The sequence below is a fragment of the Pseudomonas sp. CC11G genome (assembly GCF_056174845.1).
In genome coordinates this window covers 373805-397962 of sequence record NZ_JBWBZC010000004.1, presented here as the reverse complement: position 1 = coordinate 397962, position 24158 = coordinate 373805, and the positions used below count along the sequence as shown (strand labels likewise).

The following is a 24158-nucleotide window of genomic DNA, read 5'->3' as shown; positions in this document are numbered from 1 at the left end:
GGCGGCTTACTTCGCTGCGCGTTCTTTGGCGATCAGTTGATCAGCCACTTCCAGCGCTTGATCCGGGCCACCGGCCGAGCCGATGTCGAAGCGGTATTTGCCGTTGACGATCATGGTCGGTACACCGCTGATCTGGTAGGCCAGGGCCAGCTTCTTGTCTTTCTCGACCTGGCTCTTCACGCCGAAGGAGTTGTAGGCCTTGAGGAATTCGTCTTTGTCGACGCCTTGGGTGGCGAGGAACTCGGCCATTTCGTCAGGCTTGGCCAGTTTCTTACCTTGCTTCTGGATAGCGTCGAAAATCGAGGCGTGCACTTTTCTTCTACGCCCATGGATTCCAGGGTTACGAACAGCTGGCCGTGGGCATCCCACACGCCGCCGAACATGGCCGGAATACGGATGAAGTGCACGTCGGCCGGCAGCTTCTTGATCCATGGGTTAATGGTGGGTTCAAAGTGGTAGCAGTGCGGGCAGCCGTACCAGAACAGCTCAACGACTTCGATCTTGCCGGGCTTGGAAACCGGAACAGGGCTGCTCAGCTCCACGTATTGTTTGCCGGCTTCGATAGGCTCCGCGGCGGTGGCGGTAGCAGTCATGCCGATCAAACTCGCGGTAGCGAGGACAGCACTGAAAATCAGGTTACGCATGCTTGACTCCTTGGCGGATAAAACTCGCCCGATAGCGAGCTGGATTTCGACCGATTGCCTGACGGCGGGTTCCCGGCTGAGCGGCCAACATTGTAACGGCGGCCCCAACGAAAAAGGGTGGCTCTCGCCACCCTTTTCTTCACGCTAATGCGTACGGAATATTACCGCTATCGCGATTAGTGCAGACCCTGGATGTAGCTGGATACCGCAGCGATATCCTTGTTGCTCAGCTTAGCTGCAATGCCGCGCATGATCATGTTGTCACCATCGTTGGTGCGATCACCTTCGCGGAAATTGGTCAGCTGCTTGGCCACGTAAGTGGCGTGTTGGCCACCCAGGTGTGGGAAGCCGGCGGTTGGGTTACCCGAGCCGTCTGGCGAGTGGCAACCGGTGCATGCTGGCATGCCGGTTTCCAGGTTGCCGCCGCGGAAGATGTCCTGGCCGCGAGCAACCAGTTTCGGATCGGCTGCGCCTACGCCCATTTTCTGGCTGGAGAAGTAAGCGGCGATGTCTGCCAGATCCTGATCGCTCAGGTTGGTCAGCAGGCCAGTCATTTCCAGCACGGTACGGTTGCCGGCCTTGATGTCATGCATTTGCTTGAGCAGGTAGCGCTCGCCTTGGCCAGCCAGTTTCGGGAAGTTAGGCGCAGGGCTGTTGCCGTCGGCACCGTGGCAAGCGCCACATACAGCTGCTTTGCCTTGACCTGCAGCGGCGTCGCCTGCGGCATGAGCCATACCGGAGATGCCCAGGGTCAACAGCAGACTCACGAGTACTTTGTTCATCAGCTAATCCAATTACGGCTAAAGGGAGAGAATCAACGCGTGGCTTACTTGCTCATCCATTGGATGATGGCTTGGAAGTCTTCAGCGCTACAGTCGGTGCACAAGCCGCGAGGCGGCATGGCGTTATATCCATCGGTCACATGCTGCACCAACTTGTCCATGCCTTGGGCCAACCGCGGGCTCCAAGCAGCCGTGTCACCTTTTTTAGGCGCCATCGGCAGTTGTCCATTATGGCAGGCTCCACAGGAACGGTTGAATACCGCTTCCGGGTCCTGGGCTGCATGAGCCATCGAGGACAACAACAGGGTAGTGGCTGCAAGCAGCAACAACTTCATCAGATCAACCTCATCAGTGAGGAATGTTCCGCGTTCTAATGCGCGAAATCAGAAAATCCTTATAGCAATCCTTGCCCTTCTACCGGACAAAGCGCACACAAAATCTGCGGCATTATATACTGGCGTCACTGAAACGGAAGCGACACCGCACGCCGGGCCACTCGCTGGCACCCCCTCACCGGAAAATTCGATGCAATTCAAGAACCCCATCATCGGTCTGTGCCAACAGGCTGCCTTTATGATCAGCGCCGCGAAAGTGGACCAATGCCCCGACGATCAGGGCTTTGAAGTCGCCTTTGCCGGGCGGTCCAACGCCGGTAAATCCAGCGCGCTGAACACGCTGACCCACGCCAGCCTGGCGCGCACCTCGAAGACCCCAGGCCGCACGCAGCTGCTGAACTTCTTCCGCCTGGACGAAGAGCGCCGCCTGGTCGACTTGCCGGGTTACGGCTACGCCAAGGTGCCTATTCCGCTGAAACTGCACTGGCAGCGCCACCTGGAAGCCTATCTGGGCAGCCGCGAAAGTCTGAAGGGTTTGATGCTGATGATGGACATCCGCCACCCGCTGACGGAGTTCGACCGGCTGATGCTCGACTGGTCTGCAGCCAGCGAAATGCCTATGCATATTCTGCTGACCAAGGCCGACAAACTGGCCTACGGCGCAGCCAAAAACGCCCTGCTCAAAGTGCAGACCGACCTGCGTAAAGGCTGGGGGGACGGGGTAACGATTCAGCTGTTCTCAGCGCCCAAGCGCATGGGCATCGAAGAGGCGCAAGCCGTGCTGGCGCGCTGGATGGAACTGGAAGACACCGTGCCCGCGGAGTAAATCGCGGACAAAAAAAACCCCGAGCTTCGTATGGGGAGGGAGAGGCTCGGGGTTTAAGGGTCTGAACCGCTAGGGCGGGGCTCAGATATCTGCCAACACTTAACACAACATAGGAGCACCGAAGGGCTTCATCAGCCATTCAGTAACTCTGACCGCCCTGATTTACGGAAAGTTCACCGGCGGGTTAAAACCGGTTAGCAATAAAAACCCTTCTCTTAATTCCAGTAGCTTCCTAACGAACGATTTCTCTGCGGCGTTATGCCGCAGTAAAAACGCTGCTGTCAGTGGGCTTCATCCCAGTTGGCGCCGATGCCGACTTCAACCAGCAGTGGCACATCCAGTTCGGCCGCCGCACTCATCTGCTGACGAATTTCGGCGCTGACGGTTTCCAGTAAATCTTCACGCACTTCCAGCACCAATTCGTCGTGCACCTGCAGGATGACTTTGGCATCCAGCCCTGACGCACTAAGCCAGGCGTCCACCTTCACCATCGCCCGTTTGATGATGTCTGCCGCCGTGCCCTGCATCGGCGCGTTGATCGCCGTGCGCTCGGCGCCTTTGCGCAGGCCGGCGTTTTTTGAATGAATTTCCGGCAAGTAAAGGCGACGGCCGAACAAGGTTTCGACGTACCCCTGCTCACTCGCCTGCTCGCGGGTGCGCTCCATATACGCGAGCACGCCTGGGTACCGGGCGAAGTAGCGGTCGATATAGGCCTGCGATTCTTTACGATCCACTCCGATCTGCTTGGCCAGACCAAACGCGCTCATGCCGTAGATCAGGCCGAAATTGATGGCCTTGGCTTTGCGGCGCATATCGGTGGTGACCTGCTCCAGCTCAACGCTAAACACCTCGGCAGCGGTCGCCCGGTGCACGTCCAGGTCGTTACGGAAGGCGTGCAACAGCCCTTCGTCCTGAGCCAGGTGCGCCATGATGCGCAGCTCGATTTGCGAGTAGTCCGCCGCCAGCAGTTTGTAACCCGGCGGCGCGATAAAGGCCTGGCGAATACGCCGACCTTCTGCGGTACGAATCGGGATGTTCTGCAGGTTTGGATCGGTGGAAGATAAACGCCCGGTAGCCGTCACCGCCTGGTGATACGAAGTATGAATACGCCCGGTACGCGGGTTGATCTGCTCGGGCAGGCGGTCGGTGTAGGTGCTTTTCAGTTTGCTCATGGAGCGGTACTGCATCAGCACCTTGGGCAGCGGGAAGTCCTGCTCAGCCAGTTCGGCCAGCACCGCTTCAGCGGTAGACGCCTGCCCCTTGGCCGTTTTGCTGAGCACCGGCATGCCGAGCTTTTCATACAGGATCACGCCCAGTTGCTTGGGCGAGCTGAGGTTGAATTCCTCGCCGGCAATGGCAAACGCCTCGCGCTCAAGCTGGACCATTTTTTCGCCCAGCTCGTTGCTTTGCAGGCCCAACAGGTTGGCATCCACCAGCGCGCCCTGCCGTTCGATTCGAGCCAGCACCGGCACCAGCGGGATCTCGATTTCACTCAGCACCTTGGCCAAGCTCGGCGTCGCTTGCAGCTTCTGCCACAGCACCTGGTGCAGACGCAGGGTGATATCGGCGTCTTCGGCAGCGTAAGGGCCGGCTTGCTCCAGGGCAATCTGGTCGAAGGTCAGCTGTTTGGCGCCTTTGCCGGCAATGTCTTCGAAGGCAATGGTGGTGTGATCGAGGTACTTGAGCGCCAGCGCGTCCATGTTGTGGCGGGTGGCGACGGAGTCGAGCACATAGGACTCCAGCATGCTGTCGAACTTCACGCCGCGCAGGGTGATGCCGTTGTTCAGGTCACCTCCGATGGCGCAGTTGGCGAGGATATTGATGTCGTACTTGGCGTGCTGGCCGACCTTGGCTTTGTTCGGGTCTTCCAGTATCGGCTTGAGCGCCAGGAGCACGGTGTCGCGGTCCAGCTGTGCCGGCACGCCCATATAAGAGTGTGTCAGCGGAATGTAGGCCGCTTCATTGGCCTGCACGGCGATAGAGATACCGACCAGCTGCGCCTGTTGCGCGTCAAGGCCGGTGGTTTCGGTGTCGAAGGCAAACAGCTCGGCCTTGTTCAGCTTCTCCAGCCAGACGGCAAAACGCTCGGCATCCAGAATGGTTTCGTACTGATTGGCAGCCGGCTCGACGGCGGCAGCGACTTCTTCGCTCGACAGCGGCTCGGCGGCAACGGGCGCATCGAACAGGCCGCCGGAACGAATGGCGGCAATGCCGGCGGCTTTCACATCACGGGCAAGCTCATCCAGGCCGGTCTTGAATTCCAGCAGTGCGTACAACTCGGCGAGCGCCGCACGATCCTGCTCGCCGGGGTGCAGGCTTTCGATCTCGATATTCAGCGGCACATCCAGTTTGATGGTCGCCAATTGATAGGAGAGGAAGGCCATGTCCTTGTGTTCCAGCAACTTGGCGGGCAGCGCCTTGGCGCCGCGAATTGGCAACTCGGGCACTTTGTCCAGGTTGGCGTACAGCACATCAAGGCCGCCACCGACGCCCACCAAGAGCCCTACGGCGGTCTTTTCGCCGACGCCGGGCACGCCCGGAATGTTGTCGACCTTGTCGCCCATCAGCGCCAGGTAGTCGATGATCAGCTCAGGACCGACACCAAATTTCTCCTTAACGCCATCAATGTCGTAAACGCTTCCGGACATGGTGTTCACCAGCGTAACGTGCGGGCAAACCAGCTGGGCCATGTCTTTGTCGCCGGTGGAAATCACCACGTCGCGGCCGGCCGCTGCGCATTGGCGGGCCAGGGTGCCGATCACGTCATCGGCCTCGACGCCTTCCACGCACAGCAACGGATAGCCCAGCGCTCGAACACTGGCGTGCAGCGGCTCGATCTGCACCCGCAGTTCGTCTGGCATCGAGGGGCGATTAGCCTTGTAGTCGGCAAAAAGCTCGTCACGGAAGGTGCCGCCCTTGGCGTCGAATACCACCGCAAACGGGCTTTGCGGGTATTGCTTGCGCAAGCTTTTGAGCATGTTCAGCACGCCCTTCACCGCGCCGGTTGGCAGGCCTTTGGAGGTCATCAACGGCGGCAGGGCGTGGAAAGCGCGGTACAGGTAGGACGAGCCGTCCACCAGGACGAGAGGAGTCTGAGACATGCGCGGAATCAACCTTTAAGACGGGCCGTGGTGTACGGACAGCGGAAAAATGTAGCGAGCAACGGGGGTTCGGCGCAACGACTGGCTTTTAATAGTCAGGAGCCGGTATGCCGGGGGCGCCTGAATGCCGCGTCAGTAGTTTCATTGCAGCCTGTTAGAATGACCGCACCGTTGACGACAAAGGGACAAGGTTACCATGCGCACATTTTCTAGCTTACTGCTCTCAGGCTTGCTCGCCGCTGGCGCAGTAAACGCCTATGCCGAAGATGAACCGGTTACTGGCGACCCGGACGTAACCATTCGCCAGGACGGCGACAAGATGATCCAGGAATACCGCCAAAACGGCTTTTTGTACGCCATCAAAATCACCCCGAAAAATGGCAAACCGTACTTTCTGGTGCGTGCCGATGGCAGCGATGGCAACTTCATTCGTTCCGACAATCCAGACATGCTGATTCCCGCCTGGGAAATCTTCAAATGGTAAGCGGCGCTTAATTAAACGCCGCGTTATTGCGGCCTCTACAGGCAGTTGGCAGGTTATCGATGTCGGTATTCACCCCCCTCACCCGCCCCGAGCTGGAAGTGTTTCTTGCACCCTACGGGCTTGGCCGTCTGCGGGATTTTCAGGGCATCAGTGCCGGCAGCGAAAACAGCAACTTCTTCGTCAGCCTCGAGCAGGGCGAGTTTGTGCTGACCCTGGTAGAACGTGGGCCGGTTCAGGATCTGCCGTTTTTTATCGAACTGCTGGATGTGCTGCACGATGCTGGCCTGCCAGTGCCCTACGCCTTGCGCACCACCGAAGGCCAAGCGTTGCGCAGCCTGGCGGGCAAACCAGCCCTGCTGCAACCGCGGCTGGCCGGCAAACATGTGAGCCAGGCCAACGCTCACCACTGCCAGGAAGTGGGTAAGTTGCTCGGGCAATTGCACGGGGCCACGCGCGGCCATGTGCTGGAGCGTAAAACCGATCGTGGGCTGGACTGGATGCTGAGCGAAGGCGAGCAATTGCTGAGCACACTGGCGACCGCCAATCAGGCTCTGCTGAAAGACTCGCTAGGGGAAATCACCGCCCACCACGCTGCAATCATGGCGCTGCCGCGGGCCAACCTGCATGCCGACCTGTTCCGTGACAACGCACTCTTCGACGGCCCACACCTGGCCGGCCTGATCGACTTCTATAACGCCTGCTCCGGACCGATGCTGTATGACGTGGCCATTGCGGTAAACGACTGGTGTTCTACCGAAGACGGCGCGCTCGATGCGCCACGTGCCCGCGCCTTGCTCGGCGCCTACGCCACCTTGCGCCCGTTCACGCCAAGTGAAGCGGAGCTATGGCCGGTGATGCTGCGGGTAGCCTGTGTGCGCTTCTGGATTTCACGGCTGATTGCCGCTGAGTCCTTCGCCGGCCAAGATGTACTTATCCACAACCCCGACGAGTTCCAGCGCCGCCTGGCGCAGCGCCAGCAGGTGCACCTGCCGCTGCCGTTCGCGCTCTGACGTTCAGAGCGCTTCGAGGCAACCGGCCAACTCGTTAGCCAGGGCTTCCAGCAACTGCTCGTAGCCCTGGGCATTCACCGGTATCTCCTTGCCACCCAAGGCATCCAACTCCGCCAAACGCACCGGCAGCCCTTCGCTCAGCGTGCTGATTAGCCGTGGGCGCAACGGCGGCTCGCTGAATACGCAGGTCGGCCCCGCCTGCTGCAAACGTTCGCGCATCGCCGCCACATGCTGGGCACCGGGCTGCACTTCGCTGGCAATGCTGAACACGCCGGCATGCTGCAAACCGTAGGCAGACTCGAAGTAATCAAACGCCTCGTGGAAGACGAAATAAGGTTTGCCGGCGATACCGGCAACGCGCTGCTTGAGGCGCTGGTCCAGCGCCGTCAGCCGCTCGCTGAAGGCCTTGAGATTGGCCTCATAACGCGCGGCATTGGTGGGGTCGGCGGCAGCCAGATCAGCGGCCATACGCTCAGCAATTACCCGCGCATTGGCAGGCAACAACCACAAATGAGCATCCAGGCTACCGGGCTGGTGATCGTGGTCATGTTCATCGCCGTCGGCATGCGCTTCGCCTTCGCCGAAGTGACGCAGGTTCAAGCCGGGCAGGGTTTGCACGGCAACCGTGGGGAGGCTGCGGCTTTTCAATACGCGCGGCAGAAAGCTCTCCATGTCCGGGCCAATCCAGTACAGCAAGTCGACCTCGGTCACCCGACGCACATCGGACGGGCGCAGCGCATAGTTATGCGGCGAGGCACCCGGCGGCAGCAGCACTTCTGGCGTGCCTACGCCGTCTTGCACGGCGGCGGCAATCAGCTGAAGGGGTTTGATACTGGTGAGAACGCGCACATCGGCTTGTGCAGATGCGCAAAAAATAAGCAGAAAGATCACAAGGAAACGCGACACGGGAACACACTCGCCGGCAAAAGGGTTATAGAATAACGTCTCTTTCACCAGCCGTCGCCGCCCAATGATCTTTACACCTCTGGCTTCCCGCCCCCACGACCATTCCCACTGCGTGCATAACGCGCTCTCCGAAGCCGACGCCATTTGCGAACGCGCCGGCCTGCGCCTGACAGCACTGCGCCGCCGCGTGCTGGAGCTGGTGTGGCAGAGCCACAAGCCGCTAGGCGCGTACGACATTCTGGGCGTTCTGACCGAGCAGGACGGCCGCCGAGCCGCACCGCCGACCGTTTACCGCGCGCTGGATTTCCTCCTGGAAAACGGCCTGGTGCACCGCATCGCATCGCTCAACGCCTTCGTCGGCTGTAACCACCCAGCGCACGCGCATCAGGGCCAGTTTCTGATTTGCCGCAGCTGCAATGCGGCCATCGAACTGTCCAACGACGCCATCAGCCAGGCCATTGTTGCCGGCGCCGCTGGTGTGGGTTTCACCGTGGAAAGCCAGACCGTGGAAGTGGTCGGCGTCTGCTCCGGCTGCCAGAAAAGCGCATGAGTACGGCCCTGATCCGCCTTGAAGGCGTTGGCGTCAGCTTTGCCGGGCAGCAAGTGCTCAGCGATGTGGAACTGAGCGTGCAACCCGGCGAAATCGTCACCCTGATCGGCCCTAACGGCGCCGGCAAAACCACGTTGGTGCGCGCCGTACTCGGCCTGTTGAAAACCGAGGTGGGCAGCGTCTGGCGCAAGCCCAAATTGCGTATCGGCTATATGCCGCAAAAACTGCACGTCGACCCCACGCTGCCGCTCTCCGTCCTGCGCTTTCTGCGCCTGGTGCCGGGCGTTGACCGCCAATCGGCATTGGCGGCGCTTGAAGAGGTGGGCGCCAGTCAAGTGATCGACAGCCCTTTGCAAAGCATTTCCGGTGGCGAGTTGCAGCGCGTGCTGCTGGCCCGTGCGCTGCTGCGCGAGCCGGAATTACTAGTACTGGATGAACCAGTGCAAGGCGTCGACGTCGCCGGCCAGGCCGACCTGTATCGCCTGATCACCCGCCTGCGCGACCGCCATGGTTGCGGTGTGCTGATGGTGTCCCACGACCTGCACTTAGTGATGAGCACCACCGATCAGGTGGTGTGCCTGAACCGCCACGTGTGCTGCTCCGGTCACCCGGAACAAGTAAGCGGCGATCCGGCATTCGTCGAGCTATTCGGCCAGGACGCACAGGATCTGGCGATTTATCACCACCATCACGACCACGCTCACGACCTGCACGGTGGCGTAGTGGCCGAGGCGCCGAGCGCCGACGGCTTGCGCATCCTCGGTCAGGTGCAGCCGCATGTTCATGGAGACGGCTGCAAGCATGCCTGATTTTCTCGTAAACGCTTTGCTCGCCGGCCTCGCGCTGGCCGTGGTGGCCGGCCCGCTCGGCTCGTTCGTGGTATGGCGGCGCATGGCTTATTTTGGCGACACTTTGTCTCACGCCGCACTGCTGGGCGTGGCCTTGGGCTTTTTGCTGGATGTCAGCCCGACCGTGGCGGTTACCGTCGGCTGCGTGTTGCTGGCCGTGCTGCTCCTCACCTTGCAACAACGCCAACTCCTGGCTTCAGACACCCTGCTCGGCATTCTGGCGCCGACCACGCTGTCCCTCGGCCTGGTGGTGTTGAGCTTTATGCACGATGTGCGTATCGACCTGATGGGCTATCTGTTTGGCGACCTGCTAGCTGTCAGCACGGCCGATCTGGCCTGGATTCTCGGCGGCAGCGCCTTGGTATTGGTGACGCTCACGCTGCTGTGGCGGCCGCTGCTGGCCGTGACTGTGCATGAAGAGCTGGCGAAGGTTGAAGGCCTGCCGGTGGCCAGCTTGCGCCTGGCGCTGATGCTGTTGATTGCCGTGGTGATCGCGGTGGCGATGAAGATCGTCGGCGTGCTGCTCATCACCTCCCTGCTCATCATTCCCGCCGCCGCCGCTCAACGCCATTCGCGCACCCCGGAGCAGATGGCTGGCGGCGCCAGCGTGCTGGGCCTGGTAGCGGTTTGCGCGGGGTTAGCCATGTCCTGGTTCAAGGACACCCCGGCTGGCCCCTCCATCGTGGTGGCTGCCGCCGCCTTGTTTCTTCTCAGCTTTGCCCTGCCCCGCCGCTACGCCTGAAAAGCGCTATGTCGGCGAGGTTTGGTGCGGCTCAAGCGGCAGTGTAAACTCGCCGGTTTTGCGCTATCCGAGACTTGCAAAGATGATGCAGTTCGCCTCCCGTTACCTACCCGTTCTGGCGATTTCTCTGCTGTTAGCCGCCTGCCAAAGCGCCGCGCCGAAGGTCGCCAATCTGCCGACTGACGACCTGATTACCGCCTTTAGCCAAGTGGAACACAGCCTGAACGTTGGCCAGCTCAGTGCGGCCGAAAGCCAACTGGCCGCCATTGCACCGCGCGCCCAGGGCGACACCCGCGTGGAGCAATACCAGCGCCAACTGGCCGACGCCTACCTGCAACAAGGCCAAAGCGCTCTGCAGCAAGGCGACCTCGACACCGCCACCAAAGCGCTGAGCCATGCCCGCAGCCTGATGCCGCAAGCCCCGGCCCTGACCAACGGCCTGGATAACTCCATCGCCCAGGCCCGCGCTGCCGAATTGAACGCCGCCGACCAGGCCCGCGCCCGCGCCGCCGCTCAGATGGCAGCCAAAGAAGCCGCGGAAAAAGCCGAACAGGCACGTCAACAGCGCCTAGCTGCCGAGCGCCAGACCAAAGCGACCCAGGAAGCCGCAGCGACCCCGGCACCAAGCGCTCCCGCAGCCGAGCCGGTCAAGCCCACCGCCCGCCTGATCAACCCCGCCGCCGCCAGCAGCGTGATTGCCATGCCGATGCTGGACAACCAGGACAACGAGCGCCTGCGCAGCCTGCTCGACGCCGTGGCGGCAGATGTGGTGACTTTCGACTGCGACGTGCGCATCGAAGTACGCCAGAACAAGGACTACCCATGGGTCGCTTCCTTGCTCCTGGCTCGCATCAAACGCCTGGACCCCAGCTACAGCCCGCGCCTGTCCCAAGCCCTCAAGCTGGAACAAGTGCCGCGCCTGCTGCTGACCCCGCAAGCCAAGGGTTAAGTCCTGCTGATTTCGGGCTAGCACACTGGCGTGCACCGGCAGGCCAGGCAACCCGCACAGCACCTTCTAGACTGTGGCAACGGCTTTCAACTCTTAGAGCTGAAAGCTATAACCATAGGAATACAAAGATTTTTGCGGTCTATAGGGCGCCGGTTAGACTAGCGCTCCTTTATGCCTATCCGGCAGACCGCCAAACCCAAAAGGTTTAACGAGTGATCGACTTTCATCACGTCCACAAGGCGTACCGCGTCAATGGCCGCGACATCGCCGCCTTGCAACCCACCGACCTGTCCATCGCCAGCGGCGAAGTGTTTGGCATCATCGGCCATTCCGGCGCCGGCAAAAGCACCCTGCTGCGTTTGATCAATCGCTTGGAAGAACCTTCGGGCGGGCGCATCGATGTTGACGGCGAAGACGTCACCGGCCTCGACGCCAACGGCCTGCGCCGCTTCCGCCAGCAAGTCGGGATGATTTTTCAGCACTTCAACCTGCTGTCGTCGAAAACCGTCGCCGACAATATCGCCCTGCCCTTGAAGCTGGCCGGCGAGCTGTCCGCTGCGGCGATCAACCAGCGCGTTGCCGAACTGCTGGAGCGGGTCGGCCTTAGCGATCACGCCAAGAAATTTCCGGCGCAGCTGTCCGGCGGCCAGAAGCAGCGCGTTGGTATTGCCCGCGCCCTGGCGACCCAGCCAAAATTCTGCTCTGCGACGAGGCCACTAGCGCCCTCGACCCACAGACCACCGCTTCGGTGCTGGACCTGCTGGCGCAGATCAACCGCGAACTGAACCTGACCATCGTGCTGATTACCCATGAAATGGATGTGATCCGTCGGGTATGCGACCGCGTGGCGGTGATGGATGCCGGCGTGATCGTCGAACACGGCCCGGTCACCGAGGTGTTTCTGCACCCCAAGCACCCGACCACCAAGCGCTTTGTGATGGAAGCCGAACAGATCGACGAAGACGAGCAACGCGATGATTTCGCCCATGTAAGCGGCCGCATCGTGCGCCTGACCTTCCAGGGCAAAGCGACCTACGCACCGCTGCTCGGGGTGGTCGCGCGGGAAACCGGTGTGGACTACAGCATTCTCGCCGGCCGCATCGACCACATCAAAGACACGCCCTACGGCCAGCTCACTCTGGCGCTGACCGGTGGCGACATCGAGGCTGCCCTGGCGCGCTTTGGTTCCAGTGACGTGCATCTGGAGGTCCTGCGCTAATGGAAGCTCTATTGCCCAACGTAGATTGGACCGAAATCTGGCAAGCCAGCCTGGACACCCTGAGCATGCTCGGCGGCTCCCTGCTGTTTACCACCCTGCTCGGCCTGCCTCTCGGCGTGCTGCTGTTTCTCACCAGCCCGCGGCAGATGTTCGAACAGAAAGGCTTCTATGCCTTGCTGTCGCTGGTGGTAAACGTGCTGCGCTCGGTGCCGTTCGTGATTCTGCTGATCGTGATGATTCCAGCGACCGTGCTAATTACCGGCACCTCGCTGGGCGTCGCCGGTGCCATTCCGCCGCTGGTGGTTGGCGCTACCCCATTCTTCGCGCGACTGGTGGAAACCGCGTTGCGTGAAGTAGACCGCGGCATTATCGAAGCCACCCAGGCCATGGGCGCGACGACCCGGCAAATCGTGGTCAATGCCCTGCTGCCAGAAGCGCTGCCGGGCATTATCGCGGCGATTACCGTGACCGCCATTACCCTGGTTTCCTATACCGCGATGTCCGGCCTGATTGGCGGCGGCGGCTTGGGCGACCTGGCCGTACGTTACGGCTACCAGCGTTATCAGCCGGATGTGATGGTTGTGACCGTCATCCTGCTGCTGGTGCTGGTGCAAGTGCTGCAAACCGTCGGCGACAAGCTGGTGGTGCACTTTTCTAGAAAGTAATCGGTTTTAAGTAAGTAACTAAACGAGTGCGGCCATCAGCCGCCAACACTGCATCCCACAAGGAACCCAGAGATGAAAAAACTGCTCGCTGCCCTGGCCACCGTTGCGGCGTTTTCCGCCCACGCGCAAACCCTGACCGTTGCTGCCACCGCCGTACCCCACGCGGAAATTCTCGAATTCGTGAAGCCAGCCCTGGCTAAAGAAGGCGTGGATCTGCAGGTAAAAGTGTTCACCGACTACGTACAACCGAACGTACAAGTGGCCGAGAAACGTCTGGACGCCAACTTCTTCCAGCACCAACCCTACCTCGACGAATTCAACAAAAGCCGTGGTACCCAGCTGGTTAGCGTAGTGGGCGTGCACGTAGAACCCTTCGGCGCCTATTCGAGCAAATACAAGAAGCTCGACGAGCTGCCACAAGGCGCTACCGTGGTTATTCCGAACGACGCCACCAACGGCGGCCGTGCGCTGCTGCTGCTGGATAAAGCCGGCCTGATCAAGTTGAAAGACAAGCACAACATTCTGGCCACCCCGAAAGACATCAGCGAGAACCCCAAGGGCCTGAAATTCCGCGAACTGGAAGCTGCCACCCTGCCGCGCGTGCTGAGCCAAGTCGACCTGGCGCTGATCAACACCAACTACGCGCTGGAAGCCAAGCTGGACCCGAAGAATGACGCGCTGGTCATCGAAGGCAGCGACTCGCCGTATGTGAACAACCTGGTGGCTCGCGCCGACAACAAAGACTCCGACGCCATTCAGAAGCTGGCTAAGGCGCTGACTACGCCTGAAGTGAAGAAATTCATCGAAGACAAATACAAAGGCGCCATCGTCCCCGCGTTCTGATTTGCAGACTGCTGGAAACAAAAGCCCGCTCAATGAGCGGGCTTTTTTGTGGGCCAAAAACATCGCGGCTAAAGCTCCTACAGTTAACGCAATCCGTAGGAGCGGGCCGGTCCGGCACTGCGATCAACCGCGAAGCCTTTAATTTTGCGATTTCAACCGCGCCGCAAATCGAGATCGAGCGAGCTAGAGCAGCGCAAGGCGAAATGGCTTTTTAAAGCGCAGTGGGCTGGTGCCCATGAGCATTTAAAAAGCCATTTCAACGCAGCAATGCCGACGCGCAGCCGATCGCTAGGCGAAAAAAAACCCCGCACAAAGGCGGGGTTCTTTTTGAAGCTAAAACCAATTACTTGATTTTGGCTTCTTTGTAGATCACGTGCTGGCGAACAACTGGATCGAATTTTTTGATTTCGATTTTGTCCGGGGTAGTACGTTTGTTCTTGTCGGTGGTGTAGAAGTGGCCAGTACCGGCGCTCGACACCAAACGGATCAATTCACGCATGATTTAGCTCCTTAAACCTTTTCGCCGCGGCTGCGGATTTCGGCCAGCACGACATCAATGCCGCGCTTGTCGATGATACGCATGCCTTTGGCGGTTACGCGCAGACGCACGAAACGTTTTTCCGACTCAACCCAGAAGCGGTGATGCTGCAGGTTCGGCAGGAAACGGCGACGGGTTTTGTTGTTAGCGTGGGAAATGTTATTCCCGGTTACCGGACCCTTACCGGTAACTTGACAGACTCTCGACATACATCAGCCCTCTAAAACCACATGCCCAACCCGGCATGGGTTGGCCGCTTAAACTCAAAGTCATTTGGCGCTCTGCGCCGCGTTTCTTCAGGGTCTTACCGGCCACACCTACAAGCGAAGGAACCGGGCCCCTAGAAAAGAGCGCTGCTTTATACCAGAAAGCCCCCTGAGCAACAAGAATAACTACAGTCTGCTGGCCAAATGGGGGCGAGCATTCTACCCGCAACCGCTTGAACACGCGCCATCGCTTACGCAACCACTCGTCAGGCCATGCCGATTGTTCTGCCACGTTCCTTGGTCTAGGGTAAACGCCTTGCGTTCTTTTCCGGCCTGCGGACAGGCCGTCACTCGCTCCGGCGAGCATTCAAGGAGTTTAACCATGCGCCTCGCCGCCCTACCTCTATTGCTCGTCCCGCTTCTGAGCCCGGCCGTGCAAGCCGCCGCCCTGAGCGTGTGTACCGAAGCCAGCCCGGAAGGGTTCGACGTGGTGCAGTACAACACCCTGACCACGACCAATGCCTCGGCTGACGTGCTGATGAACCGCCTGGTGGAGTTCGACGGCGCCAGCGGCAAGCTGGTACCGAGCCTGGCAGAGAGTTGGAAGGTCTCGCCGGACGGCCTGGTCTATGACTTCCAACTGCGCAAAGGGGTGAAGTTTCACAAAACCGACTACTTCAGCCCCACCCGCGAGCTGACCGCCGAAGACGCCCTGTTCAGCTTCCAGCGCATGCTCGACGCCAACAACCCCTGGAACAAAGTAGCCCAGAGCGGCTTCCCCCACGCCCAGTCCATGCAGTTGCCGAGCCTGATCAAGAGTGTCGAAGCGCCAGACCCACAGCATCTGCGCTTTACCCTCACTCACCCGGAAGCCACCTTCCTCGCCACGTTGAGCATGGGCTTCGCCTCTATCTATTCCGCCGAATATACCGCCCAGCTGTTGAAAGCCGGCACCCCGGAAAAGCTCAACGCCCAGCCGATCGGTACCGGCCCGTTTGTGTTCAAACGCTTTCAGAAAGATGCCGTGGTGCGCTACGCCGCCAACCCGGACTATTTCGCCGGCAAACCCGCCGTGGACGCGCTGATCTACGCCATCACCCCCGATGCCAACGTGCGCCTGCAAAAGTTGCGGCGCGGCGAGTGCCAGATTGCGCTGTCACCCAAACCGATGGATGTGGGCGCTGCTGAACAAGACGCCGCATTGAAAGTGGTGTCGACGCCAGCCTTTATGACCGCCTTCGTTGCCTTTAATAGTCAGCACCCGCCGCTGGATAAACCCGAGGTACGACAGGCCATCAACCTGGCCTTCGACAAAGCCAATTACCTCAAGGCGGTTTTTGAAGGGAGCGCCATCGCCGCCAACGGCCCTTACCCGCCCAACACCTGGAGCTATGCCAAGGACCTGCCCGGCTACCCGCACGATGTTGAGCAAGCCAAAGCGCTGCTCGCCAAGGCCGGCCTCAAGGATGGTTTTGCCACGACCATCTGGACGCGCCCTACCGGCAGCCTGCTCAACCCCAACCCGAGCCTGGGCGCGCAACTGCTGCAGGCTGACCTGGCCAAGATCGGCGTACGCGCCGAAATCCGCGTGATTGAATGGGGCGAACTGGTGCGTCGCGCCAAGGCCGGCGAACATGACATCCTGTTTATGGGCTGGGCCGGCGACAACGGCGACCCGGATAACTTCCTTACCCCGCAGTTTTCCTGCGCCGCCGTGCAATCGGGCACCAACTTTGCCCGCTACTGCGACAAAGGCCTGGATCAGTTGATCAGCGACGGCAAAGGCACCAGCGAGGTCGGCAAACGCACCGAGCTATACCTTCAGGCGCAGAAACAGATCCAGCAGCAGGCCCTGTGGCTGCCACTGGCTCATCCAACCGCGACAGCATTAACGCGAAAAGACGTACAGGGTTATCAGGTGAGCGCATTCGGTCGCCAGGACTTTTCGAAAGTCACGCTCAAGCCCTGAGGCAGGAAAAAGGCGCAGAAATAGTCTTTTGCGCCTCACTGTCCCGACCTACATCAAACCGCATTCAGCCATCGATAGCGGTGCACCCTCACCGATAATGAAGTGATCGAGCACCTGCACATCGACCAGGGCTAGCGCCTCCTTCAAATGCTTCGTCAGCAGCCGATCGTCCTGACTGGGCTGCACGACGCCGGAAGGATGGTTGTGGCAGAGAATCAGGGCCGAGGCGTTGTGTGCCAGCGCCCGTTTCACCACGTGCCGCGGGTACACGTTGGCACCGTCGATGGTGCCCTGGGCCAACGCTTCAAAGGCCAGCACCCGGTGTTTGGTGTCCAGAAACAGGCAGCCAAATACCTCGTGCTTCTCGTGCCGCAACTGCGCCGTCAGGTACTCGCGCACGGCGGCCGGGCTCTCCAGCACTGAATCACGCTCCAGGCTCTCGGCCAGGTGGCGGCGCGACATCTCCAGCACCGCCTGCAACTGCGCGTACTTGGCCGGCCCCAAACCGAGGTGGGCGCTAAAGGAAAGCTGGTCCGCCTCCAGCAAGGCACGTAGGCCGCCGAACTCATCGAGCAGGCGCCGGGCAAGGTCCACGGCACTCATGCCGGACACCCCGGTACGCAGAAAAATAGCCAGCATTGAGCATCAGTCAGACTGCTCGCCCCCTGCTTCAATAAACGCTCCCGCGGACGATCTTCCGCGGGCCAATTACGAATGCTCATAGAACCCTCCATGTCGAGCGCGGCCCCCTGTTCCGGGGTGGACGCTGTGCTATCTTAGCCCCACTTTTTTGCGTGCTGGCCGGCCTGGGGAGGCGGCGGCATGTCGGATTCCACAACATATAAGGCAGGCCTATGCAGCGGCTGTACCGGAAACGCATCGTCCTTGGCGTAGGTGGCGGCATCGCCGCTTACAAAAGTGCCGAACTGGTTCGTCGTCTGCGCGACCAAGGTGCGGAAGTCCGCGTGGTAATGACTCAGGGCGGACGCGAGTTCATCACCCCCCTTACCTTGCAGGCCCTTTCCGGCCACCCCGTGCACATGGACTTACTCGACCCTGCCGCCGAAGCCGCCATGGGCCATATCGAACTGGCCAAATGGGCCGACCTGATCCTGATCGCCCCGGCCACCGCCGACCTGATGGCGCGCCTGGCTCAAGGCATCGCCAACGACCTGCTCACCACCGTGGTACTGGCCACCGACGCGCCGGTAGCCCTGGCGCCGGCCATGAACCAGGCCATGTGGCGCGATGAAGCCACCCAGGCCAACAGCCAACTGCTGATCGCCCGCGGCCTGCATATGTTTGGCCCGGCATCGGGCAGCCAAGCGTGCGGTGACGTAGGACTGGGCCGTATGCTCGAGGCCGACGACCTCGCCCAATTGGCCGCTGACTGCTTCAAACGCGAAAGCCTGACTGGCCGCCATGTACTGATTACCGCCGGGCCGACCCAGGAAAACATCGACCCGGTGCGCTACATCACCAACCACAGCTCCGGGAAAATGGGCTTTGCCCTGGCTGAAGCCGCCGTCGAAGCCGGCGCCAAGGTCACCCTGGTGACAGGCCCGGTGCACCTGCCGACGCCGGACCGCGTCAACCGCATCGATGTGGTGAGCGCTCGCGACATGCTCGCCGCCTGCGAAGCCGCCATGCCCTGTGACCTGCTGATTGCCGCTGCCGCCGTGGCCGACTACCGGCCGGAAGTGGTCGCGCAGCACAAATTGAAGAAAGACCCCGCAACCGGCGAAGGCATGCTCCTGCAGATGGTGCGTAACCCGGATATTCTCGCGACCTTGGCGCAACGCGAAGATCGCCCTTCAGCGTTGGCTTCGCCGCTGAAACTGAAAAATTGCTCGACTATGCTGCTCGCAAGCTCAAAGACAAAAACCTCGACCTGATTGTTGCCAACGACGTGGCCAACCCCACCATCGGCTTCAATAGTGAAGAGAACGCGATCACCATCATCGACCGCGACTTGCAGCAGAACAGCCTGGCGCAAACGAGCAAAGGCAAAATTGCCCGCCAACTGATCGCATTTATCGCCGAACGCCTGAACAACCAGGCCTGACGCTTATTCACCACCTGTAAAGAGCCCCACATGCACGCACTGCAAGCCAAGATTCTCGACCCGCGGATTGGCCGTGATTTCCCCCTGCCTGAATACGCCACACCAGGCTCGGCCGGCCTTGATCTGCGCGCCATGCTCACTGAAGACCGTGTGCTGGAACCGGGGCAGACCGTGCTGATTCCTACCGGGCTATCGATTTATATCGGCGACCCAGGCCTGGCCGCGCTGATTCTGCCGCGCTCCGGCTGGGCCATAAGCACGGCATTGTGCTGGGGAACCTGGTTGGTCTCATCGACTCGGATTACCAAGGCGAGCTGATGGTGTCGTGCTGGAACCGCGGGCAGACCCCTTTCACCATCACGATTGGCGAGCGTATCGCGCAACTGGTGCTGGTACCGGTCGTGCAAGCGCGCTTTGAACTGGTTGAACACTTCGATGAGAGCCAACGCGGCGCGGGCGGTTTTGGCCACTCGGGCAGCCAATGACCGATACGCCTCTACCTAAAAAAACAAAGCCAGGACGAACCGCCGAGGAGACACCGATTGAAACTCTTCAAGCGCACCGCCAAGGACGCTGATCTTCTACCGCAAGTGAGTGACCCCACCGCCGCCAAGGCCGACGAAGAGCCGCTGCTGAAAAAGCTGGCGCCTGGTTTTGCCGTGGCCTTTGTCGGCTTGGTGGCCGGCGCCGCCGTGCTCTGGTTCGCGCTGCTGACCAGCGCCCAGACGCAAACCCAGGGCGAACTTGCCCATGCCTGGGGCGGTAGCCAGGCGGCTGCGCTGCAGCAATCGTTACGCCAGCTCAGCAAGGACACCCAAGCCGCAGCCCGCAATCCGCAATTGCTGCTGGCTTTGCAAAGCCAGAACCCGGAAGCCGTCACCGCTGCCGAGCGCGACCTTGGCTACTGGGACGGCGTGGTCGATGCGTATATCAACCTGCCTGGGCAAGCGGCGCAGAACACCACCCGCGCAGCGCCGATGAACTTCGCCGCGCTCGATCTGTTGCGCCGCGTCGAAGCAGGCCAGACACCCGCGCCAGAAGCCTACAAAGTCGGCCCACGCTGGCTGGTGTATAGCGCGGCACCGCTGCGCCTGGGTGACGGCCAGCCGCTGCAAGGTACGCTGCTGTTGGTAATCGACCTACAGCGCCTGCTCTCCGCCTTGCCGCCGCTGCCCGACGGCATCGGCCAGTTGCGCCTGGCGCAGCAGTTCGGTCAGAGCCCGGCGCAAATTCTGGCTAAGCTCGGTCAGGACGTGAACAGCACACCGCTGGCCTTTGTCAGCGGCAACTCCAACTGGAAGCTGGAATTCCTGCCGGGGCCGGATCTGTCGATGCCGCCCGTGTCGCTGCTGCCGATGCTGCTGGCCGCCTTGCTTGCCCTGTTTGGCTCGCTGCTGGGCCTGATGCTGCTGAACAATCGCCAGCAAAGCGCCTGCGCAAAGACGCCGACCAGCTCAGCCATTAGTACAAGAACTCTCTGCCGGCAAAAGCGTCAAAGCCTTCAGCTTGCGATCGCCCGTGCTAAACGCGCTGGCGCAGAAGCTCGCGCGAATGCCCCGCCGGCAAAGCGCACCACCACCCGTAGAAGAGACCAAGGCACCCGGTAGTAGTCCGAGTGGCACGAAAGTGGCAGCACCTGCCGCCGTAGAGCCTGCCGAGCTGGTGAACCCTCTCTTTCAAGAAACCGATATTCTCGATATCGACATCCTCGACGAAGACCAGGACCTCCTGGGATTGGAGCAAGCCCCCGCTATGAGCAATGTGCCGCACACCGCACCCAACTTGCCCGCCAGCATCTTCCGCGCCTATGACATTCGCGGCGTAGTTGGCGACACCCTGACATCTGAAACCGCGTATTGGGTCGGCCGCGCAGTGGGCGCCGAAAGTCTCGCCGCTGGCGAGCCCAATGTATCGGTAGGTCGCGACGGTCGTCTGTCCGGCCCCGAACTGGTGCAATCGCTTATTCAAGGCCTGGTAGAAGCCGGCTGTGCCGTTAGCGATATTGGCCTGGTTCCAACGCCTGTTCTGTATTACGCCGCCAACGTGCTGGCCGGCAAAACCGGCGTGATGCTCACCGGTAGCCACAACCCGCCGGACTACAACGGCTTCAAGATCGTGGTTGCCGGCGACACGCTGGCCAACGAGCAAATCCAGGCCCTGCGCGAGCGCATCGAAACCAACAACCTCAGCAGCGGCCAAGGCAGCGTTGAGCAGGTTGAGCTGCTGGACCGCTACTTCAAGCAGATTCGCGACGACATCGCCCTGGCCAAGCCGCTGAAAGTGGTGGTGGACTGCGGTAACGGCGCCGCCGGCGTAATCGCCCCGCAATTGATCGAGGCCTTGGGCTGCACCGTTATTCCGTTGTTCTGTGACGTCGACGGCAACTTCCCCAACCACCACCCGGATCCGGGCAAACCAGAAAACCTGGTAGACCTGATCGCCAAGGTAAAAGAAACCGGCGCCGACCTGGGCCTGGCCTTCGACGGTGACGGCGACCGCGTGGGCGTAGTGACCAACAAAGGCACCATCGTTTACCCCGACCGCCTGATGATGCTGTTCGCCAAAGACGTGGTGTCCCGCAACCCGGGCGCCGACGTGATCTTTGATGTGAAATGCACCCGTCGTTTGGGCGCACTTATCAGCGGCTACGGTGGCCGTCCGGTCATGTGGAAAACCGGTCACTCGCTGATCAAGAAGAAAATGAAGCAGACCGGCGCTCTGCTGGCCGGCGAAATGAGCGGCCATATCTTCTTCAAAGAACGCTGGTTCGGGTTCGACGACGGCATCTACAGCGCCGCCCGCCTGCTGGAAATTCTCAGCCAGGACAAACGCGACGCTGAGCTGGTGTTCTCCGCTTTCCCAAGCGACGTATCGACCCCGGAAATCAACATCACCGTGACCGACGAAAACAAGTTCGGCATCATCACTGCCCTGCAGCGCGATGGTCATTGGGGCGATGGCAGCGTCACCACCCTGGACGGCGTGCGCGTCGACTATCCAAAGGGCTGGGGCCTGGTTCGCGCCTCCAACACCACGCCGGTGCTGGTGCTGCGCTTCGAAGCCGACACCAATGAAGAGTTGGAACGCATCAAAGAGCTGTTCCGCGCCCAGCTGTACACCGCCGCACCTGACCTCAACCTGCCTTTCTGACCGCCTATATAGCCGGCCCTTGTGGCCGGCTACGCCGTTTTGCTGGAGCCCCGCATGACCCTCGAACGCGATGCCGCCACCAATGTTGCCAAGGTTCTCTCTGAGGCCCTGCCTTACATTCGTCGTTTTGTCGGCAAAACCCTGGTTATCAAGTACGGCGGCAACGCCATGGAAAGCGACGAGCTGAAAACCGGCTTTGCACGCGACATCGTGTTGATGAAAGCCGTGGGGATCAACCCGGTGGTGGTTCACGGTGGCGGTCCGCAGATCGGTGATTTGCTCAAGCGCCTGTCGATTGAAAGCCACTTCATTGATGGCATGCGGGTTACCGATGCGGCCACCATGGACGTGGTGGAAATGGTGCTCGGCGGCCAGGTGAACAAAGACATCGTCAACCTGATCAACCGCCATGGCGGCAGCGCCATCGGCCTGACCGGTAAAGATGCCGAGTTGATTCGTGCGAAAAAGCTCACCGTTACCCGTCAAACGCCGGAAATGACTCAGCCGGAAATCATCGACATCGGCCACGTAGGCGAAGTGGTCGGAGTTAACACCGATCTACTGAACATGCTGGTCAAAGGCGATTTCATTCCCGTGATCGCGCCAATCGGCGTGGGCGCCAACGGCGAGTCCTACAACATCAACGCCGACCTGGTGGCGGGCAAGGTGGCCGAAGCATTGAAAGCTGAAAAGCTGATGCTGCTGACCAACATTGCCGGCCTGATGGACAAGGAAGGCAATGTGCTGACCGGGTTGTCCACCGCGCAGGTGGATGCATTGATTGCCGACGGTACGATCTATGGCGGCATGCTGCCGAAGATCCGTTGTGCGTTGGAAGCCGTGCAGTGCGGCGTCATCAGCGCGCACATCATTGACGGCCGGGTACCCAATGCCGTGCTGTTGGAGATTTTCACCGACAGCGGCGTCGGCACCCTGATCTGCAACCGCAAGCACCACTGATACACAGCAGGTACAAAAAAGCCCCGGTGAGGAAGCTCACCGGGGCTTTTTTTATTCAGGTATTTACTGAGGTTCCAGCAAGGTTTTAAGCCGGGCACGGTCGGCATCAAAACTCGCCTCGGACTGCTTGCGGCCCGCCACATAGCGCTGGATATCAGCTTCCAGGCCCACCTGCTCGGCCTTGATGTTTTCGATTTGGGCCAGCAGGTGGTCGGGCACTTCCTTGCCGGCACGTTCCATATCGGCGGCCTGGCTTTGCAGGTTGGCCTGCTGCGTTTTCAGCGACGCCAGGTTGCCGCGCGCCACCGAAATTACTCCGTCCAGTTCGCCCATCTTGCGCGCCTTGGCGCGATCGACGTCTTCAGGCGTGGAGTACAAACGCAGCAATTGCGCATCGGAACTGGCGCGGGCCTTTTCCTCAATCAGACGCTGGCGGTCTTGCAGGCTGGGTGCCGGCGCTACGATCTGGACCACCCGGCCCTGATCGTTCAGCACTTCGTAACCCTTGTAGATCAGATCAGGCGGCACGCCCTGACGGTCCAGAACCGTAACACCTTTGGCATCTTCGTAACGGTACAGCAGCATTCCCCCGCCGCTTTTATCGGCGGCATGACCCACCACCGGTACCGTCAAACCGAGTACCAACATGAAACGGATAACGTCCAGTTTGAGCATGCAAACAACACCCTGTCGTGGTTGAGGCTTAAATCCCGTATTGCGCGCGGTATGCCTGAACGGCTGGCAGATATTTCTTCAGTTCAGCATCTTCGGCCAAGTATTCCAGTACTTGTTCCAACGAAACGATGCTGACGACCGGAATACCGAAATCCCGCTCGACTTCCTGAATGGCTGACAACTCACCCTTACCGCGCTCCTGGCGATTCAATGCAATCAGCACGCCAGCTGCAGTGGCACTTTGCCCTTTAATGATTTGCATGACCTCACGGATGGCCGTGCCAGCGGTAATAACGTCGTCAATAATCAGCACATTGCCGGCCAACGGCGCGCCGACCAAGGTGCCGCCTTCGCCGTGATCTTTGGCTTCTTTGCGGTTGAAACACCAAGGCAAGTCACGTTGATGATGCTCGGCAAGCGCCACGGCAGTAGTGGCCGCGAGCGGAATGCCTTTGTAGGCCGGGCCGAACAACACATCGAAATCGATACCGCTGGCCACCACCGCTTCGGCGTAGAAACGCCCAAGCTGAGCCAGGGCCGAGCCGCTATTGAACAGACCTGCGTTAAAGAAATAAGGGCTGGTGCGCCCCGACTTGAGGGTGAACTCACCAAAGCGCAGGACCCCGCGCTCGATGGCAAAACGAATGAAGTCGCGCTGGTACGCCTGCATAAAAAGCCCCGGAACACACGG

General features: G+C 60.5%; 21 protein-coding genes and 5 pseudogenes. 16 read left to right on the top strand and 10 right to left on the bottom strand.

Annotated features, from left to right (window positions below; all coding sequences use genetic code 11):
• Positions 1–6: 6 nt before the first annotated feature.
• The 3 genes and pseudogenes from AC0V2S_RS08170 to AC0V2S_RS08160 form a co-directional block, all read right to left on the bottom strand.
• Positions 7–644 (bottom strand): annotated as a pseudogene (locus AC0V2S_RS08170) (thiol:disulfide interchange protein DsbA/DsbL).
• 176 nt (positions 645–820) lie between these two features.
• Entirely contained in the window at positions 821–1426 is a 606-nt protein-coding gene (locus tag AC0V2S_RS08165; protein ID WP_475509305.1) for a c-type cytochrome, read from the bottom strand.
• A 44-nt stretch (positions 1427–1470) separates the two neighbouring features.
• A complete protein-coding gene (locus AC0V2S_RS08160) occupies positions 1471–1761 on the bottom strand; it encodes a c-type cytochrome (RefSeq protein WP_475509304.1) in 291 nt (96 codons plus the stop codon).
• A 190-nt stretch (positions 1762–1951) separates the two neighbouring features.
• Here AC0V2S_RS08160 and yihA point away from each other — a divergent pair, with 190 nt between their 5' ends.
• Positions 1952–2587: a ribosome biogenesis GTP-binding protein YihA/YsxC gene (yihA, locus tag AC0V2S_RS08155; RefSeq protein ID WP_475509303.1), complete on the top strand. Its 636-nt coding sequence runs from the start codon at positions 1952–1954 to the stop codon at positions 2585–2587.
• A 281-nt stretch (positions 2588–2868) separates the two neighbouring features.
• Here the strand turns inward: yihA and polA are convergent, their stop codons facing one another.
• Positions 2869–5688: a DNA polymerase I gene (gene polA / locus AC0V2S_RS08150; protein WP_475509302.1), complete on the bottom strand. Its 2820-nt coding sequence runs from the start codon at positions 5686–5688 to the stop codon at positions 2869–2871.
• A gap of 196 nt (positions 5689–5884) precedes the next feature.
• Here polA and AC0V2S_RS08145 point away from each other — a divergent pair, with 196 nt between their 5' ends.
• Positions 5885–6172 carry a DUF2782 domain-containing protein gene (locus AC0V2S_RS08145; protein WP_475509301.1) on the top strand — a complete coding sequence of 96 codons (288 nt, stop codon included), beginning with the start codon at positions 5885–5887 and terminating at the stop codon, positions 6170–6172.
• A gap of 59 nt (positions 6173–6231) precedes the next feature.
• Positions 6232–7182 carry a homoserine kinase gene (locus tag AC0V2S_RS08140; RefSeq protein WP_475509300.1) on the top strand — a complete coding sequence of 317 codons (951 nt, stop codon included), beginning with the start codon at positions 6232–6234 and terminating at the stop codon, positions 7180–7182.
• 3 nt (positions 7183–7185) lie between these two features.
• Here the strand turns inward: AC0V2S_RS08140 and AC0V2S_RS08135 are convergent, their stop codons facing one another.
• The gene (locus tag AC0V2S_RS08135) at positions 7186–8088 is read right to left on the bottom strand and encodes a zinc ABC transporter substrate-binding protein (protein WP_475509299.1); all 903 of its coding nucleotides are present in this window, start codon (positions 8086–8088) and stop codon (positions 7186–7188) included.
• Between the two features lie 64 nt (positions 8089–8152).
• On the opposite strand from AC0V2S_RS08135, the gene AC0V2S_RS08130 reads away from it, so the two are divergent.
• The 7 genes and pseudogenes from AC0V2S_RS08130 (at position 8153) to AC0V2S_RS08100 (ending at position 13904) form a co-directional block, all read left to right on the top strand.
• Positions 8153–8638, top strand: coding sequence for a Fur family transcriptional regulator (locus AC0V2S_RS08130; RefSeq protein WP_475509298.1), 486 nt, complete (start codon positions 8153–8155; stop codon positions 8636–8638).
• Positions 8635–9447: a zinc ABC transporter ATP-binding protein ZnuC gene (gene znuC, locus AC0V2S_RS08125; protein ID WP_475509297.1), complete on the top strand. Its 813-nt coding sequence runs from the start codon at positions 8635–8637 to the stop codon at positions 9445–9447. The genes AC0V2S_RS08130 and znuC overlap by 4 nt, the downstream gene beginning before the upstream one ends.
• The gene (gene znuB, locus AC0V2S_RS08120; protein WP_475509296.1) at positions 9440–10228 is read left to right on the top strand and encodes a zinc ABC transporter permease subunit ZnuB; all 789 of its coding nucleotides are present in this window, start codon (positions 9440–9442) and stop codon (positions 10226–10228) included. The genes znuC and znuB overlap by 8 nt, the downstream gene beginning before the upstream one ends.
• Before the next feature lie 82 nt (positions 10229–10310).
• Positions 10311–11177, top strand: coding sequence for a PA5502 family lipoprotein (locus AC0V2S_RS08115; protein WP_475509295.1), 867 nt, complete (start codon positions 10311–10313; stop codon positions 11175–11177).
• Between the two features lie 212 nt (positions 11178–11389).
• Positions 11390–12396 (top strand): annotated as a pseudogene (locus AC0V2S_RS08110) (methionine ABC transporter ATP-binding protein).
• Entirely contained in the window at positions 12396–13061 is a 666-nt protein-coding gene (locus AC0V2S_RS08105; protein WP_475509294.1) for a methionine ABC transporter permease, read from the top strand. The pseudogene AC0V2S_RS08110 and the gene AC0V2S_RS08105 overlap by 1 nt, the downstream one beginning before the upstream one ends.
• A 72-nt stretch (positions 13062–13133) precedes the next feature.
• On the top strand, positions 13134–13904 hold the full coding sequence (locus AC0V2S_RS08100) for a MetQ/NlpA family ABC transporter substrate-binding protein (protein ID WP_475509293.1): 771 nt from the start codon (positions 13134–13136) through the stop codon (positions 13902–13904).
• Between the two features lie 343 nt (positions 13905–14247).
• On the opposite strand, the gene rpmG is transcribed toward AC0V2S_RS08100, so the two are convergent.
• Positions 14248–14403 carry a 50S ribosomal protein L33 gene (rpmG, locus tag AC0V2S_RS08095; protein WP_108095062.1) on the bottom strand — a complete coding sequence of 52 codons (156 nt, stop codon included), beginning with the start codon at positions 14401–14403 and terminating at the stop codon, positions 14248–14250.
• Between the two features lie 11 nt (positions 14404–14414).
• Complete coding sequence (gene rpmB, locus AC0V2S_RS08090; RefSeq protein ID WP_084303647.1) at positions 14415–14651, bottom strand: 50S ribosomal protein L28; 237 nt, start codon at positions 14649–14651, stop codon at positions 14415–14417.
• 379 nt (positions 14652–15030) lie between these two features.
• Here rpmB and AC0V2S_RS08085 point away from each other — a divergent pair, with 379 nt between their 5' ends.
• A complete protein-coding gene (locus AC0V2S_RS08085) occupies positions 15031–16617 on the top strand; it encodes an ABC transporter substrate-binding protein (RefSeq protein WP_475509292.1) in 1587 nt (528 codons plus the stop codon).
• 48 nt (positions 16618–16665) lie between these two features.
• Here the strand turns inward: AC0V2S_RS08085 and radC are convergent.
• Positions 16666–17339, bottom strand: a pseudogene (gene radC, locus AC0V2S_RS08080) (RadC family protein).
• Positions 17340–17471: 132 nt separating this feature from the next.
• On the opposite strand from radC, the pseudogene coaBC reads away from it, so the two are divergent.
• The 5 genes and pseudogenes from coaBC to argB all read left to right on the top strand — a co-directional run bounded on the left by coaBC (position 17472) and on the right by argB (position 22792).
• Positions 17472–18682: pseudogene (gene coaBC, locus AC0V2S_RS08075) on the top strand (bifunctional phosphopantothenoylcysteine decarboxylase/phosphopantothenate--cysteine ligase CoaBC).
• Positions 18683–18712: 30 nt separating this feature from the next.
• Positions 18713–19167, top strand: a pseudogene (gene dut / locus AC0V2S_RS08070) (dUTP diphosphatase).
• Positions 19168–19224: 57 nt separating this feature from the next.
• Positions 19225–20289, top strand: coding sequence for a hypothetical protein (locus AC0V2S_RS08065; protein ID WP_475509291.1), 1065 nt, complete (start codon positions 19225–19227; stop codon positions 20287–20289).
• A 145-nt stretch (positions 20290–20434) separates the two neighbouring features.
• Positions 20435–21832 carry a phosphomannomutase/phosphoglucomutase gene (gene algC, locus AC0V2S_RS08060; protein WP_475509338.1) on the top strand — a complete coding sequence of 466 codons (1398 nt, stop codon included), beginning with the start codon at positions 20435–20437 and terminating at the stop codon, positions 21830–21832.
• Positions 21833–21886: 54 nt separating this feature from the next.
• Positions 21887–22792 carry an acetylglutamate kinase gene (gene argB, locus AC0V2S_RS08055; RefSeq protein ID WP_108095068.1) on the top strand — a complete coding sequence of 302 codons (906 nt, stop codon included), beginning with the start codon at positions 21887–21889 and terminating at the stop codon, positions 22790–22792.
• A gap of 63 nt (positions 22793–22855) precedes the next feature.
• Here argB and AC0V2S_RS08050 read toward each other — a convergent pair whose 3' ends face one another.
• Together AC0V2S_RS08050 and pyrE are read right to left on the bottom strand one after the other, a co-directional pair.
• Entirely contained in the window at positions 22856–23467 is a 612-nt protein-coding gene (locus AC0V2S_RS08050) for a DUF4124 domain-containing protein (RefSeq protein WP_475509290.1), read from the bottom strand.
• A gap of 28 nt (positions 23468–23495) precedes the next feature.
• Positions 23496–24137 carry an orotate phosphoribosyltransferase gene (gene pyrE, locus AC0V2S_RS08045; protein ID WP_271193348.1) on the bottom strand — a complete coding sequence of 214 codons (642 nt, stop codon included), beginning with the start codon at positions 24135–24137 and terminating at the stop codon, positions 23496–23498.
• Positions 24138–24158: the final 21 nt, after the last annotated feature.